13 protein-coding genes are annotated in these 15,316 nt (G+C 64.7%); 8 read left to right on the plus strand and 5 right to left on the minus strand.

The window, feature by feature from the left end; all coding sequences use genetic code 11:
• Nucleotides 1-84: 84 nt before the first annotated feature.
• From GS424_RS02170 to GS424_RS02185, 4 genes are all read left to right on the plus strand, one after another.
• The gene (locus tag GS424_RS02170; protein WP_160941958.1) at nt 85-1,167 is read left to right on the plus strand and encodes a C40 family peptidase; all 1,083 of its coding nucleotides are present in this window, start codon (nt 85-87) and stop codon (nt 1,165-1,167) included.
• Between the two features lie 11 nt (nt 1,168-1,178).
• Nucleotides 1,179-1,739 (plus strand): NAD(P)H-dependent oxidoreductase, encoded by a 561-nt coding sequence (locus GS424_RS02175; protein WP_160941957.1) that lies wholly within the window; start codon nt 1,179-1,181, stop codon nt 1,737-1,739.
• Nucleotides 1,740-1,849: 110 nt separating this feature from the next.
• Nucleotides 1,850-3,103 (plus strand): HD-GYP domain-containing protein, encoded by a 1,254-nt coding sequence (locus GS424_RS02180; protein WP_160941956.1) that lies wholly within the window; start codon nt 1,850-1,852, stop codon nt 3,101-3,103.
• Nucleotides 3,100-3,660 (plus strand): cysteine hydrolase family protein, encoded by a 561-nt coding sequence (locus GS424_RS02185; protein WP_160941955.1) that lies wholly within the window; start codon nt 3,100-3,102, stop codon nt 3,658-3,660. The genes GS424_RS02180 and GS424_RS02185 overlap by 4 nt, the downstream gene beginning before the upstream one ends.
• A 43-nt stretch (nt 3,661-3,703) precedes the next feature.
• Here GS424_RS02185 and GS424_RS02190 read toward each other — a convergent pair whose 3' ends face one another.
• Nucleotides 3,704-5,377: an FAD-dependent oxidoreductase gene (locus GS424_RS02190; protein ID WP_160941954.1), complete on the minus strand. Its 1,674-nt coding sequence runs from the start codon at nt 5,375-5,377 to the stop codon at nt 3,704-3,706.
• A gap of 213 nt (nt 5,378-5,590) precedes the next feature.
• Between GS424_RS02190 and GS424_RS02195 the strand changes: the two genes are divergently transcribed.
• The gene (locus GS424_RS02195; protein WP_160941953.1) at nt 5,591-7,042 is read left to right on the plus strand and encodes a LuxR C-terminal-related transcriptional regulator; all 1,452 of its coding nucleotides are present in this window, start codon (nt 5,591-5,593) and stop codon (nt 7,040-7,042) included.
• A 6-nt stretch (nt 7,043-7,048) separates the two neighbouring features.
• Here GS424_RS02195 and GS424_RS02200 read toward each other — a convergent pair whose 3' ends face one another.
• The 3 genes from GS424_RS02200 to GS424_RS02210 form a co-directional block, all read right to left on the minus strand.
• On the minus strand, nt 7,049-7,684 hold the full coding sequence (locus GS424_RS02200; protein ID WP_160941952.1) for an NUDIX hydrolase: 636 nt from the start codon (nt 7,682-7,684) through the stop codon (nt 7,049-7,051).
• A gap of 39 nt (nt 7,685-7,723) precedes the next feature.
• A complete protein-coding gene (locus tag GS424_RS02205; RefSeq protein WP_160941951.1) occupies nt 7,724-8,470 on the minus strand; it encodes an NAD-dependent protein deacylase in 747 nt (248 codons plus the stop codon).
• 179 nt (nt 8,471-8,649) lie between these two features.
• Complete coding sequence (locus GS424_RS02210; protein WP_160941950.1) at nt 8,650-9,105, minus strand: Hsp20/alpha crystallin family protein; 456 nt, start codon at nt 9,103-9,105, stop codon at nt 8,650-8,652.
• Nucleotides 9,106-9,368: 263 nt separating this feature from the next.
• Between GS424_RS02210 and GS424_RS02215 the strand changes: the two genes are divergently transcribed.
• Nucleotides 9,369-10,763 carry a helix-turn-helix transcriptional regulator gene (locus tag GS424_RS02215; protein WP_160941949.1) on the plus strand — a complete coding sequence of 465 codons (1,395 nt, stop codon included), beginning with the start codon at nt 9,369-9,371 and terminating at the stop codon, nt 10,761-10,763.
• Nucleotides 10,764-10,830: 67 nt separating this feature from the next.
• Here the strand turns inward: GS424_RS02215 and GS424_RS02220 are convergent, their stop codons facing one another.
• Nucleotides 10,831-12,639, minus strand: a complete 1,809-nt coding sequence (locus tag GS424_RS02220; protein WP_160941948.1) for an FAD-dependent oxidoreductase — start codon at nt 12,637-12,639, stop codon at nt 10,831-10,833.
• Between the two features lie 328 nt (nt 12,640-12,967).
• Here GS424_RS02220 and GS424_RS02225 point away from each other — a divergent pair, with 328 nt between their 5' ends.
• Complete coding sequence (locus GS424_RS02225; RefSeq protein ID WP_235904906.1) at nt 12,968-13,561, plus strand: cytochrome c3 family protein; 594 nt, start codon at nt 12,968-12,970, stop codon at nt 13,559-13,561.
• On the plus strand, nt 13,554-15,266 hold the full coding sequence (locus GS424_RS02230) for an FAD-dependent oxidoreductase (protein ID WP_160941947.1): 1,713 nt from the start codon (nt 13,554-13,556) through the stop codon (nt 15,264-15,266). The genes GS424_RS02225 and GS424_RS02230 overlap by 8 nt, the downstream gene beginning before the upstream one ends.
• Nucleotides 15,267-15,316: the final 50 nt, after the last annotated feature.

Genomic DNA, 15,316 nt, shown 5'->3' on the forward strand with positions numbered 1-15,316 from the left:
TTGCTCGTTGCGGTGTCGAATCGTCCAAAATAAGAGAGTGCAACTCAACGTGGAGGCATACGCAACGAATTCGAGGAGGTTTACATGACTGACTTTGCGCGCGGCATCGATCGCCGCACGTTCTTATTCGGCGCAGCCGCCCTGGGCGCGGCCACGCTGCTGCGGCCGACGTTCGCGTTTGCCGATCCCACGTCCGCCGACAAGTTCGCCGAGGCCGATTCCGTCCGCGCCCGCATCAACGAGATGCAGGAGCAGCTGACCATCGCCGGCGAGAACTACTACAAAGCGCTCGACGAGCACGAGGCGGCCGTGCAGGCCGTGGCCGATGCTCAGGCGCGCATCGACGAGGCGAACGCCCAGATCGCCGATTTGCAGGACAAGCTGAGCAAGCGGGCGCGCAGCATGTACCGCAACGGCCAGTCCACGGCGCTCGACATCATCCTGGGCGCCACCACGTTCGAAGAGTTCGCCACGAGCTGGGACTTGCTGAACGACATCAACGACAACGACGCCGCGATGGTGCAGCAGACGAAAGACCTGCGCGCCGAGGTTGAAGCGGCGAAGCTCGAGCTGGAAGAGCAGGAGCGCATCGCCGCCGAGAAGACCGAGGAAGCGGCGCGCATCAAGGCCGATGCCGAGCTGACCATCACCGAGCTGGAAAGCACGTTGCAGCAGCTGGACGCCGAGGCGCAGGCGCTGCTGGTGCAGGAGCAGGAAGCGGCGCGCGCCGCCGAAGCTGCTGCCGTTGCGGCCCAGGTCACGCGCACGTACGCGTACAGCACGAACACCGCCTCCATCCCCTCGCAGGGCTCGGTGGTGGACTACGCGCTGTCGCGCATCGGCTGTCCCTACGTGTGGGGCGCGGCCGGACCGGACGAGTTCGACTGCTCGGGCCTCGTGACGTGGGCGTACGCGCAGGTGGGCATCTCGGTGCCGCACCAGACCGAATCCATGTACTACGCCGCGGCCGCGCGCTTGCCGGTTTCCGAGGCGCAGCCGGGCGACGTGCTGTGGATCAGCTACGGCGACGGCTACAACGGACACGCGGGCATCGCTTGCAGCGCGGGCGGCTCGCACTACGTCCATGCCCCCACCTTTGGCGCGCGTGTGCGCGACACCGACCCGCTCAGCTGGGCCGGGTTCACCCACGCGCTTCGATTCGCATAGAAGGAGAACGAATGACCACGCTGTTTGTCAACGCGTGCATGCGCGGCGAGACATCGCGCACGCTTGCGCTGTGCCGCGAATACCTGGAACGCTTCGACGACGTGGTGGAAGTGGACGTCGCGGCGCTCGACCTCAAGCCGTTCGACGCCGAGCGCGTGGCGTACCGCACGGAGAAGCAGAAGGCGGGGGAGTGGGACGATCCCATCTTCAGCCTGTCGCGCCAGTTCGCCGAGGCGGACGACATCGTCATCGGCGTGCCGTACTGGGACCTCTCGTTCCCGGCCGCGTTCAAGACCTACCTCGAGCACGTCAGCGTGTGCGAGTTGACGTTCCACTACACCGAAGACGCGCGTTGCGAAGGCATCTGCAAAGCCGAGCGCATCACGTACGTCACCACGTGCGGCGGCTTCGTAGAAGGGGCGAACTTCGGCTTCGAGTACGTCAGCGGCATCGCCAAGATGTTCGGCATTCCCGAGATACGCTTCGTGGCGGCCGAGGGGCTCGACGTCGTGGGCATCGACGTGCAGGAGCAGCTGGACAAGGCGCGCGCCCAGATGGCGAAGCTCGATTGAGCGGTTTCTCCGCAGGGACGCACGAAGGGGGACTGACGATTTCGCGTCAGCCTCGATTCTCGCACCCTGAGGGCTTCGACGACGATCTTTCCATCGTCGCGGTGTCCGTCATGGTGCAGCGTGCGCTCAACTGCGTGGACCCGCGGCTCGTCGATCACGGGCTGCGGGTCGCGTCGCTGCTCGACGCCATGCTGGAAGCGAACGGCATGATCGACGCGACGCAACGGCGCGCGGCGTACTTCATCGCGTTGCTGCACGACGTGGGGGCGTACCGCACGGAGGAAATCGACCGCATGGTGGCGTTCGAGACCGAGAGCGTGTGGGAGCACTCGTTCTACGGCTACCTGTTCTTCAAGGAGCTGTCGCCGCTCGGCGATTACGCCGAGGTGATCCTGTACCACCACATGCCCTACGACCAGTTCACCGACCAGAACCCGTACGTGAAGTTCCTGGCCACCGCCTTGCACGTGGCTGATCGCGTGGACATCCTGCTGCTCGAGCACCCGCAGGCCGACGCGGCCGAGGTGGAGCGCCTGCTGGCGGCGTCGCGGCCGGGGCTGTTCTCGCCCGAGGCGCTGGCGCTGTTCTCCGAGGCGCAGCGGCGCTTCGACATGATCTCGGTGCTGCGCGACGGGGTGGAAGCGCCCGATCGCTCGCATATCGTGGCCGATCCGTCCGGCACCGGCTCGGCCACGTCGTACCTCGACATGCTCGTGCACGTCATCGACTTCCGCAGCCGCCACACCGTCACCCACACGGTGACCACGGCGTGGGTGGCCTACGAGCTGGCGCTGCGCCTGCTGGGCGATCAGCCGTCCGCCGCGCACGTGTACGCGAGCGCGCTCGTGCACGACGTGGGCAAGATCGGCATCCCGCTGTCCATCCTGGAGAAGCCGGGGCGCCTCGACGACGACGAGATGGCCGTCATGCGCACGCATGTGGCGCTGACCGAGCGCATCCTCGAAGACTGCGTCGAACCCGAGATGATCCTGCCGGCCGTGCGCCATCACGAGAAGCTCGACGGGTCGGGGTACCCGCGCGGCCTGCACGCCGACGAGCTGACGCTGCCCGACCGCATCATCGCGGTGGCCGACATCGTGAGCGCGCTCGTGGGAACGCGCAGTTACAAGCAGGCGTATCCCAAGGAGAAGGTGCTCGCGCTGCTGGCCGACCAGGTTGCCGCCGGCAAGATCGACGCCGCGGTGGTGGAGGCGATGACGCGCGATTACGATGCGATCATGGCCTCGGTCGCCGCCGCGTGCCTGCCGGTGGCGGCGGCGTACGAGCGCGTGCAGGATCAGTACCAGTGGCTGCTGAGCGAGCTGAAGAGAGTACAAGCCGAGAACGAGGAGAGGAACGCATGAAACGCCTGTTGATCGTCGTGGACTATCAGAACGATTTCGTGGACGGGGCGCTGGGCTTTCCGGGGGCCGAGAAGCTGGCGGGGCCCATCGCCGCGAAGATCGAGGCGTACCGCGAGCGCGTCGACGAGATCGTGTGGACGCTCGACACGCACCGCCGCGACTACCTGGAAACGCGCGAGGGCCGCAACCTGCCGGTGGAGCACTGCATCGAGGGCACGCCCGGGCATGCGCTGTACGGCGAGATCGCGTCGCTCGTGCGTCCGATGGACGAGGTGTTCAGCAAGCCGACGTTCGGTTCGGCCGAACTGTTCGAGTGGCTGCGCGTGGCCCAGCTTGCCGCGGCCGAGCTGGGCAAGCCGCCGTTCGAGAGCATCGAGCTGGTGGGCCTCGTGTCCAACATCTGCGTGATCTCGAACGCCGTGCTGGCGCAGGCGGCCTGCCCCGAGGTGCCCATCATCGTGGACGCCGCCTGCACCGCGTCGTTCGACCCGGATCTCAACGAGAAGGCCCTCGACGTGCTGGAGGGTTTGCAGGTCGAGGTGATCAACCGAGGCTAGAACCGCGGCGGCGCAGGGGCCGCCGCGACGCTACGATGCCCGGTTACGCCAGCGCTTCCACGTCGGCTTCCGTGATGGGGGTTTTGGATTCCAGCTTGCCGCCGGTGGCTGCCTGGATGCCGCAGATGCGGCCCGTCATGATGCAGTGCCCGGCCGACATGCCGCCTTGGTACATCGACCAGTCGGGGCTGCCGCACAGCTGGCCGGCGCTGAATCCGGTTACCCAGAGGTTCGGGATGACCTCCCCGTCGGTGCGGAGCGCCTGATAGTTCTCGTTCACGGTGACGCCCGCGCACAGCGCGGACACGCGCACGTGCTTGTGGATGCCCCAGAACGGCGCCTTCTCGATCTTCTTGAGGTACTTCGCCTGCTTGCCGAAGTCCTCGTCGAACCCGGCGTCGACCAGTTCGTTGTAGCGCGCGACGGACTTCTTGAGCGCATCGGCGGGGATTTCCAGCTTCGCCGCAAGCTCGTCCAAGGTGTCGCAGCAGTACGTGCCGATGAGGCTCTCGATGACGTTCGCGCCGCTTTCGGCCGAGCGATCCATCTCGACGTCGGGCATGTACGCCCGGATCTTTTCCTTGTCGGTGGGCTTGCCGCCCCATTCCGTGACCTGCTCCACGTACTCGTCGTCGAAGATCTGGGAGTACCAACCCGGCTTCGGCTGGTTGCGCAGCACGCAGTTCACTTCCTCGAACACGCAGTCCTCGTTCATGAAGCGCTCGCCGTCCTCGTTCACGAACAGGAACGGCTCGTCGAACATGGGGCCGGAGTCGAAGTCGTGCATCATGTGGGAGTGGCCCACGGGCACGAACCCGGCGCCTACGGCCATGGACATGAGGATGCCGTCGCCGGTCTTGTTGCTCTGCTTGCGGTCGAACTCCTTCACGTCGGGGCAGTAGCGCTCCACGAGGCTCTGGTTGTTCTGGTAGTCGCCGGTGGAGAGGATGACGCCCTTCGTCGCGTTGAACTTGATATAGGAGCTGCCGCTTTTGCCGATCACGCCGGTGACGGTTCCGGAGTCGTCGGTGACCAGCTGCACGCCCGGCGTCGAGTAGAAGAACTCAACGCCCTTGCTTGCGGCCAGCTCGGCCAAATGCTCCACCATCGTGCCGTTGTTGTACGGCTTCGGCCCGAACATGATGCTGCGGCGGGCGCACTTCGAGCCGTCCTCGTATTCGGTCACGGCTGTGGGGCGCACCGTGTAGGGCGGGAAGCCCGCTTCGGCCGTGCGCACCTGCGTCCAGCGGATGGCTTCGCCCGAGTACCTGCAGTACGTTTCGGCCAGCTTGCGGTCGGCGCGCCAGCGGCAATCCTCGAGGTAGCCTTGCAGGTAGTTCATCACGCCCTGCTCGTCGCTCTGGTCGAGCAGCACGCCCGAGCAGGTGCCGCCTTGGGCGATGGGCTTCGATTCCTTCTGCAGCACGGCGACGGTCGCGCCTTCCTCAAGCGCGCTCAGCGCGGCGGGGACGCCGCCCGTGCCGGCACCGACGACCACGACGTCGTACGACTTCTCCTCGGCGATGTCGGTGATGGGCTCGACGATGACGGGCGATTCCTCGAAGTCGCTCGCCTGAAGCCCTTCGGGATAGCTCGAAGCGGCCTCGTCGGCCTTCGCGTCGGATGCGGCCGGCGCGCAGCCTGCGAGCCCTGCGCCCGTGGCGACGATGCCGGTTGCCAGGGCCCCCTTCAGAAAATCTCGACGGTTCAGTTCCATACCACCCTCTCCTTTCCTTGTTGCATCATGCGTGCCTGGATGCAGGCCTCGCGCCGCATGGGAGGGAGGGCGGTTTGCGGCCGGCATCCAAGCTGGTACGAAGGTACGCGAGGACGGGTGGTGATTTCCTACCACAAACGGTATGAAGTTGCAGGCGGCGGAGCATCTCATCCTGGTTTTCTGATATAACCGTATCTTGGGAGGAGGGGTTTCATGGGTTCGGTTCGTTTGTTCTTCGCGCGAACGCCCGGCGTTGGGCTCGCGGTTGCCGGCTTGGCGTGCGCGCTCATGGCGCTTGAGATCCAGCGCATGCCCGTCGCCCGGTTCGTGAGCTTTTCCATGTTCGCACCGGTTCCCTACGTCGTCGAGGCGGCGGTGATGCTGGCGATCGTCGTCTTGTACCGGGTGCGTCCCGCGTTGCGCGTGAGCGACCGCCGGTCGATACGGGTTCTGGTCGCTCTTCTCTCGATCGGCTCCACCTGGTTGCTTCTGTACGCCGCGCTGGTCGACGACGGTTTGGCCCTGGCGATGCTCATGCTGTATCGGGTGGGGACGGGTTTGCTGCTGGTTCTGTGGGGCGAGCGCCTCGTCTCGCTGGGCGCGCGCCGCGCCGCCTGCGCGTTCGCCGTCGCCTGCTTGCTGTCCGGCCTGCTGACGATGGGGCTCGCGCTGTTCTCGGGGGAGGTGGCACGCGTGCTGCTGGGCGCGTTGCCCGTGGTCGCCGGAGGGCTGTTCGTGCTGTACAAGCCCCGGTTCCAGGTAAGCGAGCGTCGAGCGGGCGACGAACTCGACCGCCCCCTTCCTCGCTTCGCCTGCTCGACGCTGAAGGATCGCGTCGTCGCGGTCAGCCTGATCGCGCTGCCCCTCGTGTGCCGCGGGCCCATGGTCTCGTCGCAGTCGTCGTGGATGGGGCTGCAAGGGGACGCTTCGATGGCGGCCCTGATCCAGCTGGCTATCGGCTGCGGCATCGTCGCTGCGGGGTTCATCGCGCTGCTCGTCGTCAAGCGCGTGTGGAATCGCAGTTTCATCCTCGTGTACGAGCTGTTCGTGCTTCCCGTGACGTTCGTGTCGTTTTACACGTCGCAGGCTTCGGAAGACCTGTGGTTCCTGCATATGCTCATCGTGGATTCCACGTACAAGGTGACGCTGTTCTACATCATGATGACGCCGTTTCTCTTTCCCGAAGGCGTGCGCAGGGGGAATGCATCCACGCCCCTGTTGTGCTCGTTCGCGTTCATGATAGCCATCCGGGCCCTGTTCGTGGGGCTGCACGCGTCCATGCCTGCTTCGCTGTACGCGAGCTTGACGGTGGTGGTCGTGCTGGCGACGTTCGCGGCGGGCGGGGCGCTGTCGTTCTTGATCATGCAGCGGCAAGCGACGAGGCGCGAGGCGGGCGAGGTCGCCGCCGCCGAAGCGGCCCGCGCGGGGCTGGAAGAGCGCTGCGCCGCCGTTGCCGCGCGCTTCGACCTGACGCCGCGCGAGCGCGAGATCCTCGTGCTGCTGGCGCAGAACTACCGTGCGCCGTACATCGCCGAGAAGCTGGTGGTGAGCCAGTCCACGGTGAAGACGCACATGCGCAACCTCTACGGCAAGCTGGACGTGCACTCCCAGGCGGAGCTGCTTCTTCGGTTGGACGACGAGGCCGAGAGCATCACCGCCGGCTAGTGGCGGCTAGTGGCGGCGGGCGAAGGCTTCGAGGACGAGCTGGGCGCGGGTGCCGATGGGGGTGGTGTTCTCCGCGAGGAAGCGGGGGACGTCGGCGATGGGCAGCAGGAACGGCTCGATGAACTCGGCCGGCTCCGGTTGCGCGTCGGCCGCCTTTTCCACCTGGGCGAACACGACGTGCACCGTCTCGTCGGTGAGGCCGGTTGACGAGTAGCCCGCCTGCGGAAGCGGCATGAGCGCCGCATCGCCCGCGTCGGCGCGCAGGGCGTAGCCCGTCTCTTCGCGCAGCTCGCGGTCCACGCAGGTTGCGAGGTCTTCGCCCGGCTCCCTGAGGCCGGCTGGGAACGCGATGCACCAGCTGTTCAGCGGGTAGCGGAACTCGCGGATGAGCAGCAGCTCGCCCGTCGCGGTTTGCGGGACGATGCACACGGCGTCGGCGGGCGATGCTTCGCCGGCTGCGTTGCCTGTCAGTTCGGCGCGGTACGCGTCGAGGTTCTTGCGCGAGGCGCTTTCGTATTCGTATGTGGAGCCGTCGGGCATGGCGTAGACGAGGACGTACTTCTTGATCCAGCCGTCGGATACTTGGCGGATGTCGGAGAGCTGGGGGATGGCGGAAGCGGAGGTGGGCAGGGGGTTGGACATGGGGTTGGGCTCCTGTTCTCGAAGGCGGTCGTGCGCGGTTTAGAACCCGAATACCTCGCCGACGTTCGCGGCGATGCAGAGGTCGGCTTGGCGGTCGCGCGGGGTGGGGGTGCGGTTGACGATGACGAGGCGGCTGCCGGTGAAGAAGTCGATGAGCCCCGCGGCCGGGTACACGGCCAGGGAGGTGCCCGCCACGACCAGCAGATCGGCCTGCGCGATAGCGTCGACGGCGCCGTGCATCGTACGCTCGTCGAGGGGCTCCTCGTACAGGACGACGTCGGGCTTGACGATCCCGCCGCAGGCGGGACACCGCGGGACGCCGTCGGCGCTCTGCGCGCGGAGGGCCAGCAGGTCGTCCACGGGATAGGGCGCGCGGCACTGCATGCAGAAATTGCGCAGGACGCTGCCGTGCAGCTCGAACACGCGCGCGCTGCCCGCCTTCTGATGGAGGCCGTCGATGTTCTGCGTCACCACGGCGGCCAGCGTGCCCGCCTGCTCGAGTTCGGCCAGCTTGCGATGCGCGCGGTTCGGTTGGGCATCGAGCGCCAGCATGCGGTCGCAGTAGAAGTCGAAGAACGCGCCGGGGTTCTCGTCGAAGAAGCTGCGGCTGATCATCTGCTCGGGCGGGTAAGGGTACTTCTGCGCGTACAGGCCGTCCGGGCTGCGGAAGTCGGGGATGCCGCTCTCGGTGGACACGCCCGCGCCGCCGAAGAACACCATGTCGCCCGGCGGCGTGTCGGCCACCCAGCTGCGGAACGTCTCGATGTCGCGTGCGGTTTCGTCCATGGATCCTCCAATCGGGTTCGCCCCATGATACCACGCACCTCGAGCCGGATGTTTCACGTGAAACATCCGTACGGGTTCCTGCGCATGCTTTCGAGTGCGATAGCGCTGCCCAACGAAGGAAGGCGACCGTTTGGTCGCCTTCCTGATAGGGGTGCTTCGGTTCGCTTGTGGTTGGGCGGCTAGCCTTCGATGGAGATGGTCTTCTTCTCCTCGAGTTTCGGCTGCTCCTGCTTCTTCGGCACGGCGATTCTCAGCACGCCGTCCTCGAACTTCGCCTTGATGTCGTCTTCCTCGATGTCGTCGCCCACGTAGAACGTGCGGCTGCACTTGCCGCTGAAGCGCTCCTTGCGGACGTACGTGCCCTTTTCGTCCTTGTCCTCGGTCTCGGTTTGCGTCTGGGCGGTGATGGTGAGGTAGCCGTCCTTGAGCTCGGCCTGCACGTCGTCCTTCTTGAACCCGGGCAGGTCGATGGTCAGCTCGTATCCCGCGTCGGTTTCCTTGATGTCGGTGCGCATGAGCGTGGGGGACATCTTCTGCATCGGCGCGGTGGCCGCGTCGAAGAACGCGTCGAACGGATCGGTCATCAGCTCGCTCAGCAGGTTGCGGTTCCTCCGCATCGGTACCATCATGGCCATGGTTCATCAACTCCTCGCATCGTGTGACAGGCGGTGGTTCCGGACGCGCCGGTACGCCACCTCGCTTGGTATGCCCCTATTCTAGGACGCAAATTAGCACTCGACAACCGAGAGTGCTAATTCGTAACGCGTTCGTCACATTTCATGGAGAACGGTGGAAACGAAGGGAATCGGACGACCCGAAGGGCAGGTACGACGCTCGGGGCCGATGGTATACTGCACTCGGTATCGCCAGGGGAGGGCGGGTTCGAGGGAGGACTGCGGTGTATTGGGATCTCGTGAAGAGCTTTTTCGGAAGGGTCGACTCCCTGCCGAAAATCCCTCTGGCTTTGCTCGGTTGCGGTCTCGCGCGGGCGTGGCTTTGGCATATGTTGGATATGGTGTTCACCTCTCCGGCATTCCCTTCGTTCTCGGCCGCCGAAGGGCATTTTGTGTTCGACGCTGGCGAGGTCGTCGGGTTCTTTCTGCTCGCCTTTCTTGCGTATCGGGCATCACCTTATTTCCGGCGGCCTGTGGTGCTTGCGGCATCGCTCGCTTTGATGGCGGGCAGCGCGGTGTTTACCGCGTTCGAACCCGCGAATCCGGGGATTGCGTTTGAAGCGGTCGTCATGTTCGGGGGCGGTTTTGGGTATTCGCTTGCGTTGCTGCTTTGGCTTGAGGCGTTCGGATGCCTGACCGCTCGTAAGGTGGTCATGGCGTGGACGGGCTCCTACCTGTTCGGGTTCGTCGCGTGGGCGATCCTCTTCAACGGCTCTAGCGAGGTGGGCGCCGTCGCTTCGATCCTCGTCCCCTTCGCCATGGCGTTCATGCTTCTCAGGTCTTTTTCGACCCAGCCGTCCTCCGAGCTTCCCCAGTCGATGACCACGAAGCCGGTCTTCCCTCTGAAGCTCGCCATCGTGCTTTCGGCATTTGCGTTCGCGTTCGGCATAGGGGATATGATGACGGGGGAGGTGTTCTCCGTTCCCGACAAGATAGGCATGGGCGTGCCCGATCTCCTGATCCTCTTAGGAGTTGTTTTCTTCGCCGGCTGGTTCAGCTACCGCCACCTCATCACCGCAGCGTCGATCATGATCGCGGCGGCTACTATGATGGCCTTTTTCGTAGAGGACAACACCTCCTTATCCGTCTTGCTGTTCAATGCGAGCGCGGAGACGTACCTTGTCCTCTCTTATACCATCGGATGCAACATCAGCCATCGATTGGGCGTTTCCTCGACGTACATCTGCGGGTTGCTCGCCGGTTTCTACAAAGTGTTCCTCCAGGTAGGAAAGGTGCTCAGTGCAGCCCTTCTCACGGCTTCGCCCACCGTTCAGATACATCATGCGATCGTGGGCACCGCCATCGTGTTGCTGACGGTCGCGGCCTCTATCGTGCTTGTGCAAGATCGGGACATCGTAGAGCGCTTCAATTTCAAGCAATTGAGCATCGATCCGGCGAATGCTGCGTACAAAAGCCTTTCGGAGCGATACGCGCTCACTCCGAAGGAAGCCTCCGTTTTCATGCTCCTTGCGAAGGGGGACGATGCCGCGGAAATCGCCGAGAAGATGTTTTTGGCCCCGAGTACGGTCAGGGTCCATATCAGCGGCATCTACAAGAAGCTCGGCATTCATTCCAAGCGGGAACTCAAACGCTATCTGCAAGACATCGTGCAGCCCTGAAAGAAGCCCGGTTGAGCGATCCCGGGTTCTTCAGGGCTGCATGTCTTCGGCCGAGCTGGTGTGCGGGTTACGCGGACAGGTCGCTGACGATGCTGTCCGCGGCGATCATGCCGTACGTGCTTGCGATCGACAGGCCGTTGCCCACGACGTTGCCGAAGCATCCGTGTCCCGAGACCGCCCCTGCGGCGTACAGGCCGGGAATCGCGGAGCCATCGGTGCCGATGACGTGGGCCGAAGCATCCGTCTTCACGCCGCCGTACGTACTTTGCATCGCCGGTTTGACGTGAGCGGCATAGTAGGGAGGCGTGTCGAACGCGTCCTTCACCGTTGCGCCGAAATCCTCCTCGACGTTGCCGACTCCCGTTGACTGCCATTTGTCCATGGTGGCGAGGAAGCGCTCCGTCGAGGCCTCGTCCATCCCCATCGCGGAAGCCAGCTCCTCCCAGGTGGTTCCGGTTACGAAGTACCCCAGCTCGTTGTACTGCTGAACGAGTTTCTTGGCATCCATCGTTTTCTGATCGAACACCGACCACGCCTCTTGGTTGGGGCGGGCAAGCTCGGCCACCGATTTTTCCGGTATGGTCGCATCGGTCTCGTTGATGAAGCGATTTCCCTCGTCATCTACGAGCGCCGAAGTCTCCGAAAGCGTGTACAGCGAGACGACCGCGCCGTTTTCCGCCACGTGGCAGGCGTTGTTCGCCTTGAACGCGGTCATGTTCCACACATCCGCCCCTATGTCCTTCGCCGCGACGATCCCGTCGCCCGTCGCGGAAGCCGAGCCCGATCGGGGGAGGCTCACGTAGTCTCCGGCTTCGGCGTAGTCGGTCAGCAAGTCGTTGTTGCGCGCGAATCCTCCGGTGGCGAGCAACACTGCTTTCGCCTTGATCTGGTAGTCCCCCGTCGGCCCTGTCACCGTCACGCCAACGGCTGCGCCGTTTGAAACGTCGATCGAGCGAAGCGCGGTGTTCACGCGGTAATCCACGCCCAGCCGGTCGAGTTCGCTGCTGAGGCACTTGATGATATAGGGGCCGGGTGACGACCCGTCGGTGGTCTGGTATGCGAATTCATGGAATTTCGTGAAGGGCACGCCGATCGAAAGATAGTAGTCGGCGCATGCTCCCGTGCGGAGCGCGTACGCCTCAAGCGACTCCATATCGACGGGGAGACCGCTTTTCTCTGCCGCAGCGCGCTTGTCCTCAAGATAATCTTGCTCTGTGGACCCCGCCGCTCCGGAGGCGTAAACGGGATACCCGCCGCCTCCGTACAGCTCGGTGGAAGCGAACATGGTGTCGCCGCCCCCGAGGAAGCCCTGCTTCTCGACGAGGATGACGTCGATCCCCGCATTGGCGAGCCGTGCCGCCGCGTTCAGCCCCGCTGCTCCCGAACCGACCACGACGACCGATGTCGAGCAGCTTTCCGTAGGCTCGCTTTCAGGATAGGCGGCTTGCTTGAAGAAGCTTTTATCGGCGCCCGCCTCGGTCAGGGCGTCCTTGGCGGCCTGCATGACGGCCATGCTCGACAGGGTGGCGCCCGTCACCGCGTCGACCTCCGGAGATTGATAGCGGATGATATCGGAGGCGACGCTGCGGATCGCGTTGTCGGAGATGACGGCCGTGTCTTGGTTTTTCACGACGTCGGCCGAGAGGATGCAGCCCTTGTTGACATAGAATTCCATTTCGATCTGGCCGCCTCGTCCAAGCGCCGAGGCGGTGTATGTCCCGCTGGCCAAGCTTGCCGGCTCGCTGCCCGAAGCTTTCTGGTTGTTCGGTCCGCATCCCGACAGAAGGGAGCCCGTGGCGCCCAGCATGAGAGCGGTTGCTCCCGCGACAAAGCTTCTCCTCGAGCACGCGTGCATGTCGTTCATATCTTGTCCCATGGTGTCCTCCTCGAACTTCGGTGCGCACGTGATGCGCATGCGGCGAAGGCATCCGGCGCTTCGCAACGAGGAGACCGTACGTGCCCGAACCCGCGTTTAGCAATATTCGAATGCGCTCAAATCGAGGCTAAGCGGTTTGTTTAGACGACAGCCCCCCTGTCGTTTCTCTGCCTGAATACGAAACGATGCTTTTCATCGGCCGAAACGTAAAGATGCCCCCACGGGGGTAATGGTCAAACGCGGCGTGCGATCGCATGATGCGAGCCATGGCAAGCGTGCAAACAAGCGAGCAAGCATGCACGCAAGACGAGAGCGAAAAGGAGGAGAGATGACCGAGAGCGAGAACGGGGGTCGCACGCCCGAGATGCCGCGGCGCCGAAGCGCGAAGCGCGGATGGATCGTCGCCGGCGTGGTGGCCGCGGTGGTCGTGGTGGCCGGCGTCGGCATGTGGGTGTGGCACGAGCAGCCCAGTTTCTGCAGCGCGATCTGCCACACGCCGATGGACGCGTACGTGGAGAGCTACACCGAAGGCGATCCGGGCAAGCTGGTGACGCAGCACGCGGCGGCGGGCGAGTCGTGCCTGAACTGCCACGAAGCGGAGATCACCACGCAGGTGTCCGAGGTGATGGCCTGGGTGTCCGACAGCTATCCCATGGACGAGGAGGGCCAGCTGCTGGCCACGGGCAAGGAGTTCGCGAACGAGGAGTTCTGCGCGCGCAGCGGGTGCCACGACATGAACGACGTGGTGGACGCCACCTGGGGCTTCGAGGGCAACGACGAGAAGTACAACCCGCATTCCAGCCACCAGGACAACGTGCTGGAGTGCAGCGACTGCCACAAGGTGCACGAGACGAGCACGCTGTACTGCGCGAAGTGCCACGACTTGAACCTGCCGGAAGGATGGGAGGCTACCGATGAGTAGCAAGCTTTCCCGCCGCAGCTTCCTCAAGGGAGCGGGCATCACGGCCCTCGGCGCCGCGGCTGCCGGAGCGCTTTCGGGGTGCGGCAACGGCTACGTGAACGCCGCCGAGTTGAAGGACGAGACCACGCAGAAGCCGAGCACGCCCTCTTGGTTGGGCGAGGCGCCCGCCATCGACGAGGCGAGCATCACCGAAACCATCGACGTCGACGTCGTGGTGGTGGGGTGTCGCACCGGCGGCCTGCCCGCCGTCATCTCGGCCGCCGAGAACGGGGCGAAGGTGCTCGGCATCGAGCAGATGAGCGCCATCGCCACGCCGCGCGAGGACCTGGGTGCCATCGATTCCAAGCTGCAACAGGAGTCGTTCGAGGAGTTTCCGCAGTTCAAGATCGACAAGATGGAAGCGATGGAGGATATCGTCCGCTATGCCAACGGCTTCGTGAACTACGACCTCATCAAGCTGTGGGCCGACGAGTCGGGCGCGATGATCGACTGGCTGAGCGAGATCATCGAGCGCGACGGCGCGTTCACGATGCGCTTCGAAGGATCCGTGGGCACCGAGGGCCAGGGCGCGCGCGACAAGGCGTGGGCGACGGGTCACAGTCCGGAGAAGCTGACGGACGACAAGGACGTGACGTTCGGCACGACGCTGCGCGACTACGCCGAGGAGCTGGGCGCGGAGTTCCGCTACGACACCATGCTGGTGAAGTGCGAGCAGAACGCCGACGGCCGGGTGACGGGCGTCATCTGCCGCGACGGCAACGACCGCCACTACCTGCGCGTGAACGCGTCGAAGGGCGTCATCCTGGCCACGGGCGGCTACGTGGCGAACACCGAGATGGTGGAGGCGCGCCAGGCGTGGAACAACCGCCTGAAGATCAACGTGCCGGTGGGCGGCAGCTGCACGGGCGACGGCATCCGCGCCGCTCTGTGGTGCGGCGCCACCATCGACCCGATCGGCGCGGCCGTCACGTTCAACCGCGCGTGCTGCAAGCCGGACGAGGTTGCCGGGTCGGACCTGGTGGGCAAGTGGTTCTGGTTCGGCGAGCAGCCCTTCCTCAAGGTGAATCTCAACGGCAAGCGCTTCTGCAACGAAAGCGGCCCCTACGACTACATGCTGCACTCCGCGTTCATGCAGCCGTACCACACCTACGTGGACATCTGGGATTCGGATTACGTGGAGCAGGTGCGTCAGATCAACGAGGTGGGATGCTGCCGCCTGTACCCCTTCGACAACGGCGCGCCGTCGAACATGCCCATCTCGAAGATGGCGGGCGACTTCGAGGCGCTTATCGAGGCCGGCTACATCCAGCAGGCCGACACGATGGAGGAGCTGGCGCAGAAGCTCAACCTGCCGGTGGACGCCACGGTGGAGACGTGGGAGCGCTACAACCAGTTCGCCGACGCGGGCAAGGACGAGGACTACAACAAGGAGCCGTACCGCCTGTTGAAGCTGAACCATCCGCCGTACTACGGCGTGCGCACGGGCTCGTGGTTCCTCGCCACCATCGACGGCTGTCCGGTGAACACCGACATGCACCCCGTGAACGAGGCGGGCGAGCAGATCGACGGCCTGTACATGGTGGGCAACGACTCGGGCGGCTTCTTCAGCGTGAGCTATCCCAACCTGTTCACGGGCTTGGCAGCCGGGCGCACGATGACGTTCGGCCGCCGTGCGGGCATGCTGGCTGCCACGGGCCAAGCGTAGGCGCTGCCGACCCTCCGCGATGGGCCGGCTCCCTCCCTCGGCCGCCCATG

Source organism: Eggerthella guodeyinii (assembly GCF_009834925.2).
Classification (GTDB): domain Bacteria; phylum Actinomycetota; class Coriobacteriia; order Coriobacteriales; family Eggerthellaceae; genus Eggerthella; species Eggerthella guodeyinii.